The organism is Stenotrophomonas sp. NPDC077420 (assembly GCF_044543385.1).
GTDB lineage: Bacteria > Pseudomonadota > Gammaproteobacteria > Xanthomonadales > Xanthomonadaceae > Stenotrophomonas.
On sequence record NZ_JBITVZ010000021.1, the window covers coordinates 42,975 to 56,980 of the forward strand.

Sequence of the window (14,006 nt, forward strand, 5' to 3'; positions counted from 1 at the left end):
AACGGTCGGCACCTACCGCGGTGGCATGCATGGTCGGCGTGCCGACCAACGGTCGGCACCTACCGCGGTGGCATGCGTGGTCGGTGTGCCGATCAACGGTCGGCACCTACCGCGGTGGCATGCGGGGTCGGTGTGCCGACCAACGGTCGGCACCTACCGCGGTGGCATGCGGGGTCGGCGTGCCGACCAACGGTCGGCGCTACCGGTTGCGGTCACCTTGCGGTCATCTGGTAGTGCCGACCGTTGGTCGGTACGCTCTTGGCATCAGGCGCCGATATTGTTGACCTTCACCTCGGTCTTCGTGCACTCCTTGTCCAGGCACTTGCCGTTGATCCACACCTCGCCCTGGCCCAGCATCACGCCCTGCCAGTTGACGAACAGGGTGTCGAACGTCTGTTCGGCGATCAGCTTGGCCAACGCCGGGGTCACGATCCTGTCGTAGTCGCGCTGGAAAGCGGCGGCATCAGCCACCTGCTGGTTCTTGCCAGCAATGGTGACCCGCACCGGGTAACGCATCAGGCCGGCCACCGCGGCGCGGTCCCCTGCGGCAACACCGCGCTGCAGTTCGTTGAACACACTTTCGTACGGGGCGGCATCCCCCAGCAGCTTGGTGATGCGCTCGCGTGCGCCACCCTCGGCGTCGGCAGATGCATCCACAGGCGTCGCCGCCGAATCGGTGCCCGCTACCGGGGGAGCCGTATCCGGCGTGGTCGCCGTGCCCGGTTCCACCGCATCAGGTGACAATCCGGCCTGCGGCGCATCCTCGGCGGCCGTGGGCGTAGTGACCGGCGGCGATGTCGAGGGCGCCGCCGCTTCGTTGGCCGGCGGCGTGGGCTGGCTGCACGCCGCCAGCATCAACGTGGGTAGCAGGATCTTGATCAGGCGCATGCACGGCTCCGTCGATATCTCGAAGATGCCAGCGTAGCCCGTAGGGCGTGCAGCACCCATGACGGCAGTGCCAGGCCCTGCCTGGCCACCGCGCGGTGTTGGATCGCCGGGCAGGGCCCGGCGCCAGGTCACTTGGCCAGCAGCTCGAAGATAACCGGCTCACCGGCGGTGGACGACGCACACACCCACACATCGAACTGGCCCGGCTCGGCGCGGAACACGCCGTCGCGGCCGGTGAAGCCGAGCGCGTGGCGGTCCAGCGTGAAGCGCACGTCGGTGCTTTCGCCCGGCTGCAACGCCACCTTGCGGAAATCCTTGAGTTCACGCACCGGCCGCACGCGGCTGGCCACGCGGTCGTGGATGTACAGCTGCACCACTTCCTCGCCGGCCACCGCACCGGTGTTGGTCACGGTGGTGGTGATCTCCAGCGTGTCATCCCAGCCCAGCGTGGCACTGCCCAGCTGCGGGACGCCATAGGCAAACGTGGTGTAGCCCAGGCCGTGCCCGAATGGGTACAGCGGCGCGTTCGGAATCTCGCGCCAGCGCGCCTTGAATTCCGACATCGTCGGCAACTCCGGGCGACCGGTGCGCGGGTGGTTGTAGAAGAACGGCTGCTGCCCCGACACCTGCGGGAAGCTCACCGGCAGGCGCCCGGACGGGTTGTAGTCGCCGAACAGCACGTCGGCCACGGCCGGGCCGGTCTGGGTGCCCAGGTACCAGGTGACCGCCACCGCGTGCGCGTTGCGCACCGCGCCCTGCAGCGCCAGCGCGCGACCATTGCGCAGCAGCACCACCAGCGGCTTGCCGGTCATGGCCACCGCTTCGGCCAGCGCCTGCTGCGCGGGCGGCAGGGTGATTTCCACGCGCGACTGCGCTTCACCGCTGTAACGCTGCGGTTCGCCCAGCGCCAGCACCACCACGTCCGCACGCAGCGCGGCTGCCACAGCCTGTTCGATACCGTCCTGCACGGCTGCTTCAAGATCACAGCCCGGCACGATTTCAAGCAGGCTTTCGTCGCTGATCGCCGCGCGCACGCCGGCTTCCAGGGTGACGTAGCGCTCCTTGTCGCCGAACAGCGTCCAGCAGCCTTCGATATTGTCGCGGTCCTGCACGAACGGACCGATCAGCGCGATCTTCTGCCCGCTCTTTCGCAGCGGCAGCACGTTGTCGTCGTTCTTCAGCAGCACGATGGAACGGCGCGCGGCATCGCGCGAGAGTGCATCGTGCGCGGCCAGGTACGAGGTGTCGGCTTCGCGGGCCAGGTCCAGCGAACGGTACGGGTCGTCGAACAGCCCGATCGCTTCCTTCAGCGTGAGGATGCGACGCACCGATTCGTCCAGCGTGGCCATCGGGACCTCACCGCGTTCGACCAGGTCCGGCAGGTGCACGGCATAGAAGCCGCTCTGCATGCTCAGGTCCAGGCCGGCGGTGAATGCCTTGGCGGTGGCATCGCGGTCATCGGCGGCGTAGCCGTGCGCCACCAGCTCCATGTCGGCGGTGTAATCGGAAATCACCACGCCCGGGAACTTCCACTCACCGCGCAGGATGTCGGTCAGCAGCTCGGCGTTGGCACTGGCCGGCACGCCGTTGATGTCGTTGAAGGAGGACATCACGGTGATCGCACCGGCGTCGAACGCAGCCTTGAACGGCGGCAGGTGCACGTCGCGCAGGGTCTGCGGCGAGATGTCCACCATGTTGTATTCCATGCCGGCCATCACCGCGCCGTAGGCGGCGAAATGCTTGGGCGTGGCCAGCAGCGCGTCGGCCGCGCGCAGGTCCGGGCCCTGGAAGCCGCGCACCCGGGCGGCGGCGAACGCGCAGCCCAGCACTACGTCTTCGCCGGCACCTTCGGCACCGCGGCCCCAACGCTGGTCGCGGGCGATGTCCACGGCCGGTGCGTAGGTCCAGTGCAGGCCGGCAGCGGTGGCTTCCACGGCGGTGGCGCGCGCGGTGCGCTCGGCCAGGTCGGGTTCGAAGCTGGCCGCTTCACCCAGCGGGATCGGGAACACGGTGCGCATGCCATGGATGACGTCGGCGGCCAGGATCACCGGGATGCGCAGGCGGCTTTCTTCCAGTGCCACCTGCTGGATGCGGCGGCCGGCTTCCACGCCCACGCCGTTGAACAGCGAGCCCACCTTGCCTTCGCGCACCTGCTGCAGCACCTGGTCGGCGTTGCTGACGTTGGCTTCCGGGTTCACGTCCGGCGCGAACGGCCGGACCATGTCCGCGAACACACCCAGCTGGCCGACTTTTTCTTCGACGGTCATCTGGGCAATGAGGGTTTCGATGCGATCGGAGGCCACCGGCGGTCCTTATGAAAACGTTTACAAGGCCGGGATTCTAGCGTTCCCACGCCCCTTGTGGAGGATTTTGGCGTTCATTTTTCATCCCCGAGGGGAAATTCCGGTGCCGACCAAGGCAGCACCGGAGGGCACAGGAGCTTACTCCGAGGCGACCCGCTGCTGCTGGGCCGCCATCAGCATGGCATCGCTGGAGGCCTGGAACACGCGCAGCCCGAACGCCGGCAGGATCGCCAGCAGGTGGTCGAACACATCCGATTGGATGCCTTCGTACTCACCCCAGGCGGTGGTGCGGGTGAAGCAGTACACCTCCAGCGGCAGGCCTTCGGTGGTGGGCTGCAGCTGCCGTACCAGCAGCGTCATGTCCGTATGGATGCCCGGATGCTGGCGCAGGTAACGCTCCACGTATGCACGGAAGGTGCCCAGGTTGGTCACCCGGCGCGCATTGACCGCGGCCATGCCCCTGGCCTGCAGGCCGGTGTTCCACTGCGCCAGTTCGGCCTGCTTGTCGCGCAGGTAGTCGCCCAGTACCGCGAACTGCTGCAGCCGCGCCAGCATGTCCTCGTCGACGAATCCCACGCTGTGCTGGTCCAGGTACAGCGCGCGCTTGATCCGGCGTCCGCCGGCTTCCTGCATGCCGCGCCAGTTCTTGAACGACTCGGTGACCAGCTTCTTGGTCGGAATGGTGGTGATGGTCTTGTCGAAGTTCTGCACGGTGACGGTGTGCAGGGCGATGTCGATCACGTCGCCGTCGGCGTTCTGGCTGGGCATTTCGATCCAGTCGCCCAGCCGCACGCGGCCATCGCCGCTGATCTGCACGCTGGCCACCAGCGACAGGATGGTGTCCTGGAAGACCAGCATCAGCACGGCGGTGGCGGCACCCAGGCCGGTCACCAGCGGCCCCAGCTTGACCCCCAGCAGGGTGGCGACGATGGACAGGCCGGCAACCACGAAGACCACGATCTTCACGACCTGCAGGTAGCCCTTGATCGGCTTGTTGCGGGCATCGGGGCGGCGCTCGTACAGCTCGTTGGCCGCATCCAGCGCGTGCGAGACCGCCAGCGCGACGGTCAGCACCGCCCAGGCCCGGCAGGCGCCGATGACGAAGTCCACCAGCTGCGGCGGCAGGTCCGGCACGATCCGGATGCCGGCGGCGATGACCATGCTGGGCACCACGTTGGCCAGCCGCGAGATCACCCGCAGGTTGCTGCCGCCCTCATGGCCGGCGCCGTGGCCCGGCAGTCGCCGCACCAGCCGGCGCAGGCCGCGCAGCAGGATGCGCTTGGTGACGAAGTTGGCCAGCCATGCGGCCAGCGCCAATCCGCACAGCACGATGGTGGTGTAAGCCCAGGGCCAGGGTGCGAGGGTGTCCTGCAGGTTTTCCAGGAGTTGTACTGCGATCACGGCGTCTATCATCGTTTATGGGGTCTCTTGTGAATGCGGGGGCCGACTGACAGTCGGCGCTACCGGGGCGCGGCCCGTGCGACAGCTGCGCGGTCAGTGCCTGGCAGCGGTGCCTCAGGCGGCGCTGCGCTCGATGATCACGCCGACCGCTTTTGCGCCGCGGACGGCGCCGGGCTTGCTGAGCTTCAGGCGCAGCCACTGCACGTTGAATTCGCGCAGCACGATCTCGGCGATGCGCTCGGCCAGGGTTTCAACCAGGCCGAAGTCGGATTCGCGTACGAACTGCTCGATGCGCTTGCTCACGGCCTTGTAGTTCAGGGTGTCGGCGATGTCGTCGCTGGCCGCCGGCCTGCGGTTGTCAAAGCCCATTTCCAGATCGAAGCGCAGGGTCTGGCGGATCCGCCGTTCCCAGTCGTAGATCCCGATCAGGGCATCGATCTCAAGCCCTTCGATGAATACCTTGTCCATAGGAGTGCCACGTAGAAGATGGCGACCATGGTAACGGGACGGCCCCGAACGTGCCTCGAACCGGTGCCTGACGGCGCCCGATGTGAAATGCGGGCCGAAAAAGACAAAGGGCCCCGCGCGGGGCCCTTTGCTTACTGCCAACGTCCCCGGGGGAAATGGGTCTCCCCATGAACTGGCCCCGGCGGCACACGAAACGACCGTAGCTGGCTGCGTTTGCGCGGTCAAGCACCGAGGTTCATTTTTGAGACGCGGCGCGCGTTGCCTGTACGAGCCGGAGATGCCCACACCATGAAGGCAGCTTTCCTGATTGGGCCAAGCGACTGCTGTTAACAAGATGAGGCAATGTAGATCCAATGGAGCACGGGATGCGTGACTGGCACCTCATTCGACGATCGTTCTCGGCTGAGCGCATGCAGACGTACGAGGCTGCGGCAGCACGGGATGCGGCCTGTATCCATCCTTTCGAACTCTATCAATGGAACATGCAGATCAGCGGTGCTTTCATGCTTCCGCTGCATACCTGCGAGATTGTCATCCGCAATGCCGTGGCCGAAGCCATTGCGCTGAGACATGGATCGGCGTGGCCTTGGCGGGAAAGCTTTCGGCTGAGCCTGCCGAGCAGTGTCCACGGGTACAGCGCGCGCGAGGAACTACGTCGTGCCGCGAGTGGGTGCTCCTCCACAGCAGGTGTCGTGGCTGCGTTGCGCTTTGCATTCTGGCAACAGATGTTCACTCAGCGATTCGATCAGTCGCTGTGGTCAGGAACACTACAGAGTGTGCTCCCTGGCTCTCAAGGCGATGCGCATCGAACGCGGGCCGGAGCGTACGCTGACCTTGAGCGGGTACGCCAATTGCGCAATCGCATCGCGCACCATGAGCCGATCTTCGCGCGGGACCTCCGCGAAGACCTGAAGACGATCATCCGCGTAGTGGGGCTTCGCTGCCCACACATCGGCACATGGATGCAGGATCACCAATCGGTCACAAGCGTGCTCAGGCAACGCCCTGACCGCGCTACACCGCCGGCAGCGTCGCCATGTCCCAGCGCGGGGTGACCTGCACCTGCGGCGGGTTGTGCTGGCCGGCTTCCAGGCGCAGGGCGCCGGCGAAGGCGATCATGGCGCCGTTGTCGGTGCACAGCGAAGGGCGCGGGAAGCACGCCCGGCCGCCACGGCGTTCGGCCATCTGCTGCAGCTTGGCCCGCAGGCGCTTGTTCGCGCCCACGCCACCGGCCACCACGATCACGTCGGTACCGGCCGCATCCAGCGCGCGGTCGCATTTGATCGCCAGGGTCTCGACCACCGCGTCTTCAAAGCCACGGGCGATGTCGGCGCGGGTCTGCTCGCTCTGGTCGCTGTCGCGCCAGGCCAGCAGGACCTGGGTCTTGAGGCCGGAGAAGCTGAAATCCAGCCCGGGCCGGTCGGTCATCGGCCGGGTGAACCTGAACTTGCCGGGCGTGCCGCGTTCAGCCAGCGCGGCCAGCTGCGGGCCGCCGGGATACGGCAGGCCCATCAACTTGGCGGTCTTGTCGAAGGCCTCGCCGGCGGCATCGTCCAGGGTCTCGCCCAGCAGGCGGTACTGGCCGATCCGGTCCACCGCCACCAGCTGGGTATGCCCGCCGGAGACCAGCAGGGCCACGAACGGGGCCTGCGGCGGGTCGTCTTCCATCAACGGCGCCAGCAGGTGGCCTTCCATATGGTGGACACCCACCGCGGGTACCTCCAGCGCCCAGGCCAGCGAGCGGGCGACGCCCGCCCCCACCAGCAGCGCGCCGACCAGCCCGGGGCCGGCGGTGTACGCCACCCCGTCGATGTCGTTCACGCCCAGACCAGCCTCGGCCAGGGTCTGGCGGATCAGCGGCAGCAGTTTGCGCACGTGGTCGCGGCTCGCCAGCTCGGGCACCACCCCACCGTATTCGGCGTGAAGGGCGATCTGGCTGTACACGGCATGGGCGCGCAGGGCGTCAGGGCCGGCCAGGGCGGTGTCGTACACCGCCACGCCGGTCTCATCGCAGGAAGATTCGATACCAAGGACTCGCATGGCTGCTATTATGGACCTCTTGAGGCCTTGGCAGACGTACCGCCAGCGCGCCCTTCACTACCCAAGGCCAGGAAGTTTGCCGGGGTGGGTTGCAAGTTCTTTTCTCGCCGCTATAATGTGCGGCTCTCACCGGGCGTGACCCGGTTCTACTGTGTCCCGGAGATTCCATGCCCAGCGTTAAAGTCCGCGAGAACGAGCCCTTCGAGTTTGCGCTCCGTCGCTTCAAGCGCACCTGCGAAAAGGCCGGCGTGCTGGCCGAAACCCGCAAGCGCGAGTTCTACGAAAAGCCGACCCAGGAGCGCAAGCGCAAGGCTGCTGCTGCTGTGAAGCGTCAGCTGCGCCGCTCGTCGCGCGACGTCACCAAGCGTCAGCGCCTGTACTGATCGGACGCAACTTCGATGCGGCAGGCATGGCCTGTCGCGGCGGAGCCGAAGCCGGAACGCGCGAGCGTTACCGGCTTTTTGCGTTTCCATCGATCCAGTTCCCGCCCCACCCTTTCACCGAACGAGGTGTTCCATGAGCATGAAGCAGCAGCTCACCGACGACATGAAGGCCGCCATGAAGGCGGGCGAAAAGCACAGGCTGGGCGTGATCCGCCTGATCAACGCCGCCATCAAGCAGCGCGAAGTGGACGAGCGCATCGAGCTGGACGACGCGGCGGTGATCGCCGTGCTCGACAAGATGGTCAAGCAGCGCAAGGACTCGGTCAGCCAGTTCGAGGCCGCCAACCGTGAAGACCTGGCGCAGATCGAGCGCGACGAACTGGCAGTGATCGACACCTACCTGCCGGCCAAGATGGGCGAAGCCGAGATCCAGGCCGCCATCCAGGCCGCCGTCGCCGAGACCGGCGCCAGCAGCGCGGCCGACATGGGCAAGCTGATGGGCGCGCTGAAGCCGAAGCTGGCCGGCCAGGCCGACATGGGCCTGGTGTCCAAGCTGGTCAAGGCGCACTTCGCCGGTTGAGTGAGAGAGGGACACGACCAACGGTCGTGTCCTACCGGTAGGCACCGACCGTTGGTCGGTGCCCGTTTCACCCGGTCCTCCACCGCAGCGGTAGGCACCGACCGTTGGTCGGTGCCCGTTTCACCCGGTCCTCCACCGCAGCGGTAGACACCGACCGTTGGTCGGTGCACGTTTCACCCGGTCTTCCACCGCAGCGGTAGGCACCGACCGTTGGTCGGTGCCCGTTTCACCCGGTCCTCCACCGCAGCGGTAGACACCGACCGTTGGTCGGCGCCCGTTTCACCCGGTCTTCCACCGCAGCGGTAGGCACCGACCGTTGGTCGGTGCCCGTTTCACCCGGTCTTCGACACGGGCCTGCTAGAAAACAGGCATGTCTTCGCTGCCGCCTTCCCCTGCGCCCGAGCCGGCGCACGACACGTCCCACGTTCCGCTGCGCCTGCGCAAGTACGTGGACCGCCTTGAACGCAGCTTTCCGGTCGCGGTGGGTAAACGCTTCGTCGATGTCGACGTGCTGACCCAAGCCGCCTCGGTGTCCTTCTATGCCCTGCTCTCGATGGCGCCGTTGCTGGTGCTGCTGCTGTGGCTGACCGCGTCGCTGTATCCGCCGGCACAGCAGGCGCTGATCGGCCAGATCAACGACGTGGCCGGCAGCAGCGCGGCCACCGTGGCCGATACCGTGCTCAAGAACGCCGACAACCAGCCCTCGATGGGCTCGCTGGCCGGGATGTGGAGCACGCTGCTGCTGTTCATCGGCGCCACGGCGGTGTTCGCGCAGCTGCAGAACGCGCTGAACCTGATCTTCAACACCAGCGGCGAGCGACTGGACGGTATCGTGGCGTGGCTGCGCAAACGCGTGTTCTCGTTTGGCGTGGTGCTGGCGCTGGGCTTCCTGCTGATCCTGTCGATGACCGCCACCACCATGCTGCAGGTGGCCTTCGCGCAGCTGCCCTCGGTGCTGCCGGCGGTGGGCTACCTGACCAGCCTGGCGCTGTACGCGGTGGGCTTCGCCTTCCTCTACCACTACCTGCCCGACCGCCGCGTGGCCTGGCGCCAGGCGTTCATCGGCGGGGTGATCACCTCGGCGCTGTTCGCACTGGGCCGTTATGCGATCGGGCTGTACATCGCCACGGTGGCGCCGGGCAGCGCCTACGGCTCCATGGGCGCGCTGGTGATCTCGCTGGTGTGGATCTACTACGCCACGGTGGTGTTCTTCGTCGGCGCGCTGATGACGGCGGTGATCGACGAACGCCTGCGTGCCCGCACCCACCTGGCCGACGCCGGCATCGTGCCGCCGAAACCGGGCGCGGGCAGCGCCAGCTAGTAGACTAGCGGGGTCCCCCGCTACCGCGCGTGGCCGTTACCGGCCCTGCCCCAGCCTGCTGCCCATGGCCCGTATCCCCGACGCATTCATCGACGACCTGCTGGCCCGCTCCGATATTGTCGAAGTGGTGGGCAGCCGCGTGCCGTTGAAGCGCCAGGGCAAGGAGTATTCGGCGCGCTGCCCCTTCCACGACGAGCGCTCGGCGTCGTTCACCGTTTCGCCGACCAAGCAGTTCTACCACTGCTTCGGCTGCGGCGCGCACGGTACCGCGATCAGCTTCCTGATGAACTACGACCGCCTGGAGTTCCTCGACGCCGTCGACGAACTGGCCAAGCGGGTGGGCATGGAAGTGCCGCGCGATAGCCAGCCGCGCACCGCCCAGCAGCAGGACGACAGCCGCGAGCTGTATGCGGCGCTGGATGCGGCCACGCGCTTCTTCCAGAAGTCGCTGGAGGGCAGCGACACCGCGCGTGCCTACCTGGACCAGCGTGGCGTGGACGAGGAAAACCGCGCGCGCTTTGCCATCGGCTACGCGCCCGATGGCTACAGCGCGTTGAAGGATGCGCTGGGCAAGGACGAGCGGCGCATGAAGCTGCTCGACCGCGCCGGGCTGTTTTCCAAGAACGACCGCGGCCATGTCTACGACAAGTTCCGCGACCGGGTGATGTTCCCGATCTACGACCGGCGTGGGCGGGTGATCGCCTACGGCGGCCGGGTGCTGGAAAAAGATGACGGCCCCAAGTACCTGAACTCGCCCGAGACCGCGCTGTTCCACAAAGGGCGTGAACTCTACGGCCTGTGGCAGGTGCGCCAGGCCAACCAGAAGATCGAACGCCTGATCGTGGTCGAAGGCTACATGGACGTGGTCTCGCTGTTCCAGTTCGGGGTCACCCAGGCGGTGGCCACGCTGGGCACGGCCACCACCCCGGACCATGCCGAGCTGCTGTTCCGCAACGCGCCGGACGTGTTCTTCTGCTTCGACGGCGACGCCGCCGGCCGCCGCGCCGGCTGGCGTGCGCTGGAATCGGTGCTGCCGCGCATGAAGGACGGGCGCCAGGCGTTCTTCCTGTTCCTGCCCGACGGCGAAGACCCGGACACCATCGTGCGCAAGGAAGGCAAGGAAGGTTTCGACGAGCGCCTGAAGCAGGCCACGCCGTTGTCGCAGTTCTTCTTCGATGAGCTCACCCGCGAAGTAAACATGGCCACGCTGGATGGCAAGGCGCGCCTGGCCGAACGCGCACGACCGATGCTGGCGCAGATTCCCGATGGCGCCTTCGGCGACCTGATGAAGCAGCAGCTGGCCACGTTGACCGGGCTGGGCAGCGCGCCTGCGCCGGCACCGGCCGCGCGGCCGCCGCAACGCGCGGTGGCGCCGGCGCAGCGGCGCAGCCTGGTGCGCGCGGCCATTGCGATCCTGCTGCAGCAGCCGTCGCTGGCGATGACCCTGGACGGGCATCACTTCGGTGGCCTGCGCCTGCCGGGCGTGGAACTGTTGATCGAGCTGCTGACCCTGGTGGAACAGCGCCCGGACATCAGCACCGGCGCCTTGCTGGAGCACTTCGACGGCCGCGAGGAGCAGGATGCGCTGCAGAAGCTGGCTGCGCAGACGCTGCCGGGCGATGAAGCGATGTGGAACCAGGAACTGCACGATGCGGTGGCGCAGCTGGAAAAACAGCTGCTGCTGCAACGCCTGGAGGAGCTTCAGGCAAAGCAGCGCCAGCAGGGTCTGGACGATACTGACAAGTACGAACTGCGCGAGCTGTTGAAGGCGCGTGCGACGCTGCGTTGACTGATGACGGAGGAAGGTGGAGTGATGCGACGTTGGAACCGCCCTGCCTTCTTCAGTGCCTTCCTGCTGTGTCTGGTTACCTTGGCTCCGGTGCGCAGCGAGGCAGGGCCTCGCGCTACCGGGGATGGCTCTGTTGCTGGCGGCAGTGACGCAGGGCGTCGCGCTACGGGTGCTGGCCTGGTAGAGCGAGGTCCTGCCTCGCTGGCCGAAGCCAACCTCGCCCGGACCTTCAAGCATCCTGCCGAAGACCTCTACACCGGCGGGCAGCCGACTGCGGAACAACTCCAGCAGGCCGCCACGGCAGGCATCACCACCGTGATCGACCTGCGCCACCCCACCGAAGACCGTGGCTTCGACGAAACCGCCACGGCGGCATCGCTCGGCCTGCACTACCTCCGCATCCCGGTCGCCGGTGCTGCCGGCCTGACCCCCGCCAACGTGCAGGCCCTGCAGACCGCACTGGCCCAGGCCAACGGCCCGGTCCTGCTGCACTGCGCCTCCGGCAACCGCGTCGGCGCGCTGCTGGCCCTGATGAAAGCGCGACAGGGCGCATCCACCGAACAGGCCCTGCAGTTCGGCCGCGACGCCGGCATGACCTCGCTGGACGCCGAAACACGCACCCGGCTCGAGCAGGACGCCACGCGTTGATCCGGCCCGTGCGTCACCCTCATTCCCCCAGCTCTACAGGAGCCTGCCCACCATGACCCGCTGGTGGTCGCGCCTGCGACCGGACAACTTCACCCTCGCCCTGCTCGGCACCGTGCTGCTGGCTTCCTTCCTGCCAATGCACGGCGCCGCCGCCATGGTGCTGGACGATGTCACCGACGTCGCCATCGCCGCGCTGTTCTTCCTGCACGGTGCGCGCCTGCCGCGCGAATCGATCGTCGCCGGTCTGCTGCACTGGCGCCTGCACCTGACCATCCTGGCCTGCACCTTCTTGCTGTTCCCGCTGCTGGGGCTGGGCTTCAAGCCACTGGACGGCTGGCTGCTCACCCCGGAGCTGTACATCGGCGTGCTGTTCCTGTGCGCGCTGCCGTCCACCGTGCAGTCGTCCATCGCGTTCACCTCGCTGGCGCGTGGCAACGTACCGGCCGCGGTGGTCAGCGCGTCGCTCTCCAGCATCCTCGGCGTGTTCCTGACCCCATTGCTGCTGGCCCTGCTGGCCGGCACCGCAGGCGGCATGCACAACCCTGGCGAGGCCATCCTGGGCATCATGCTGCAGCTGCTGGTGCCGTTCGTGGCCGGCCACCTGCTGCGGCCGTGGATCGCCCGCTGGGTGGAGCGGCAGCGCGCGCTGCTGCGCTACACCGACCAGGGCACCATCCTGCTGGTGGTGTATTCGGCCTTTGGTGAAGCAGTGAACGAGGGGTTGTGGAGCAAGACGCCGGTGCTCTCGCTGCTGACCGTCGCCGTGGTCGCCGCGGTGCTGCTGGGCATCGCCATGCCGCTGATCAACCTGCTGGCCAGGAAGCTGGGCTTCAACCGCGAGGACCGCATCACCATCCTGTTCTGCGGCTCGAAGAAGAGCCTGGCCACCGGCGTGCCGATGGCCAAGATCCTGTTCGCCGGCGGCAGCCTGGGCGCGATCGTGCTGCCGATCATGATCTACCACCAGATCCAGCTGATCGTCTGCGCGGTGGTGGCGCAACGGTATGCGCGCGATCCGGTCAACCCGCAGTAGGGTCGCTCGCTGGACGACCGCCCATCCACGCGCTTGCCGCGCGTGGCAGGGGTCAGTCCTTTATCGCCCCTGCAATCCCATGCAAGACGCGTGCTTTGTAATGCACGTCACCCTCGCCTGTCGCCGTCAGTGTGTAGACCTTGTCGTTGCCCGCCCAACTCAGCACCGCCTGGCTCCGCCCTTGGTCGTCCGCCGTCATCTCGATCTGGCCCGGAGTGCCATGGATGGTAGTGTTCTGCGCCTCGACAAAGGCTTCAATCACACCGTCTGGAACGCGGAAGTTCTCTTCGTTGAACTCGACGATGCCAATCCGGGCGACGCGGTAGAACCTGGAGAGTCCAGAGGACGTCACGCCCGAGATCGCTCCCGTGGGCTCCATCCCGATGAGCTCTGCGGCACCCAGCAGTGTTCCCTGCAGTGTGCTGGGAGGATTGGGCAACCGTTGACGCAGCACGGCGTCCGAGCGCCGTGCCCTGGGCAGCGACCAGAGCAACCTCTGCTCCGAGGGAATGGAGCCACGCTCCACCGGTATCACTCCCGCGCGACTGCGCTGGATCTGCTCCCGGAAATGTTGCTTGACCGCCTCCGGTGCGTCCAGCTCGGCCAGTGGGATCAACCTGTAGACGCCCTCCGCAGGTTCCTGCGCGGCGCCGTGAATGGCATCGCGCTCGGCTGCCTTCATCACGCGATCGGTCAGCCACTGGCCTACGGCATCGACGGCATCGACGGCGTCGCGGGGCGGCGGTGCGGACCCGGCGGGCAAGGCCAAGGCCAGCAGAGTCAGTACATGCTTCTTGTTCATCGCGATCACCCCTCAGTCAGCGCACAGTAGGCGGCAGCGAGCGCCGCACCTGGTCTGTATAAGAGAGTGCGCGATTCCGGAATGGGACGCCGGTCTGCTTCTGGACCGTGAGGGCTGATTGGGGACGTTGCAGCGGGGCTTTCTGACACCAGCTACGTGGTGGATGCGTCAACCGTCACTTGCTGTCATGCAGGCAGGTTGACGGAGCGCCCCGACGCTACGGACCGGTCAGTGTGGCGCTGCTCTCCACGCCCGTTGCGGGCGCAGCAAGGGCGGTGCCGCACATCATCGAAGCCAGCATCACGGCCATCCAGAGCCATCGCTTCATGCCATCACGTCCTGTTGGGGTC

At 67.0% G+C, this 14,006-nt stretch carries 13 protein-coding genes; 7 read left to right on the forward strand and 6 right to left on the reverse strand.

From position 1 onward, the window contains the following. Positions 1-264 precede the first annotated feature (264 nt). From ACIGII_RS17175 to folB, 4 genes are all read right to left on the reverse strand, one after another. Positions 265-888 (reverse strand): hypothetical protein, encoded by a 624-nt coding sequence (locus ACIGII_RS17175; protein WP_399640192.1) that lies wholly within the window; start codon positions 886-888, stop codon positions 265-267. A 128-nt stretch (positions 889-1,016) separates the two neighbouring features. Beyond that, positions 1,017-3,191 carry a beta-glucosidase BglX gene (gene bglX, locus ACIGII_RS17180; protein WP_399640195.1) on the reverse strand — a complete coding sequence of 725 codons (2,175 nt, stop codon included), beginning with the start codon at positions 3,189-3,191 and terminating at the stop codon, positions 1,017-1,019. 138 nt (positions 3,192-3,329) lie between these two features. Next, the gene (locus ACIGII_RS17185; RefSeq protein WP_399640197.1) at positions 3,330-4,604 is read right to left on the reverse strand and encodes a mechanosensitive ion channel family protein; all 1,275 of its coding nucleotides are present in this window, start codon (positions 4,602-4,604) and stop codon (positions 3,330-3,332) included. Between the two features lie 102 nt (positions 4,605-4,706). Further along, positions 4,707-5,060: a dihydroneopterin aldolase gene (folB, locus tag ACIGII_RS17190; RefSeq protein WP_093532979.1), complete on the reverse strand. Its 354-nt coding sequence runs from the start codon at positions 5,058-5,060 to the stop codon at positions 4,707-4,709. A 365-nt stretch (positions 5,061-5,425) separates the two neighbouring features. Between folB and ACIGII_RS17195 the strand changes: the two genes are divergently transcribed. Then, complete coding sequence (locus ACIGII_RS17195; protein WP_399640200.1) at positions 5,426-6,115, forward strand: hypothetical protein; 690 nt, start codon at positions 5,426-5,428, stop codon at positions 6,113-6,115. On the opposite strand, the gene tsaD is transcribed toward ACIGII_RS17195, so the two are convergent. After that, on the reverse strand, positions 6,075-7,100 hold the full coding sequence (tsaD, locus tag ACIGII_RS17200) for a tRNA (adenosine(37)-N6)-threonylcarbamoyltransferase complex transferase subunit TsaD (RefSeq protein WP_399640202.1): 1,026 nt from the start codon (positions 7,098-7,100) through the stop codon (positions 6,075-6,077). The genes ACIGII_RS17195 and tsaD overlap by 41 nt on opposite strands. A 167-nt stretch (positions 7,101-7,267) precedes the next feature. Between tsaD and rpsU the strand changes: the two genes are divergently transcribed. The 6 genes from rpsU to ACIGII_RS17230 all read left to right on the forward strand — a co-directional run bounded on the left by rpsU (position 7,268) and on the right by ACIGII_RS17230 (position 12,854). Beyond that, positions 7,268-7,483 (forward strand): 30S ribosomal protein S21, encoded by a 216-nt coding sequence (rpsU, locus tag ACIGII_RS17205; protein ID WP_002808376.1) that lies wholly within the window; start codon positions 7,268-7,270, stop codon positions 7,481-7,483. A gap of 133 nt (positions 7,484-7,616) precedes the next feature. Further along, entirely contained in the window at positions 7,617-8,063 is a 447-nt protein-coding gene (locus tag ACIGII_RS17210; RefSeq protein ID WP_399640205.1) for a GatB/YqeY domain-containing protein, read from the forward strand. A gap of 370 nt (positions 8,064-8,433) precedes the next feature. Further along, positions 8,434-9,384 carry a YihY/virulence factor BrkB family protein gene (locus tag ACIGII_RS17215; RefSeq protein ID WP_399640207.1) on the forward strand — a complete coding sequence of 317 codons (951 nt, stop codon included), beginning with the start codon at positions 8,434-8,436 and terminating at the stop codon, positions 9,382-9,384. A gap of 64 nt (positions 9,385-9,448) precedes the next feature. Continuing rightward, complete coding sequence (gene dnaG / locus ACIGII_RS17220) at positions 9,449-11,173, forward strand: DNA primase (protein WP_399640209.1); 1,725 nt, start codon at positions 9,449-9,451, stop codon at positions 11,171-11,173. 24 nt (positions 11,174-11,197) lie between these two features. Further along, positions 11,198-11,821 carry a beta-lactamase hydrolase domain-containing protein gene (locus ACIGII_RS17225; protein WP_399640212.1) on the forward strand — a complete coding sequence of 208 codons (624 nt, stop codon included), beginning with the start codon at positions 11,198-11,200 and terminating at the stop codon, positions 11,819-11,821. Between the two features lie 52 nt (positions 11,822-11,873). Next, entirely contained in the window at positions 11,874-12,854 is a 981-nt protein-coding gene (locus ACIGII_RS17230) for a bile acid:sodium symporter family protein (protein WP_399640215.1), read from the forward strand. Positions 12,855-12,906: 52 nt separating this feature from the next. Here ACIGII_RS17230 and ACIGII_RS17235 read toward each other — a convergent pair whose 3' ends face one another. Then, positions 12,907-13,656: a hypothetical protein gene (locus ACIGII_RS17235; protein WP_399640218.1), complete on the reverse strand. Its 750-nt coding sequence runs from the start codon at positions 13,654-13,656 to the stop codon at positions 12,907-12,909. Positions 13,657-14,006: the final 350 nt, after the last annotated feature.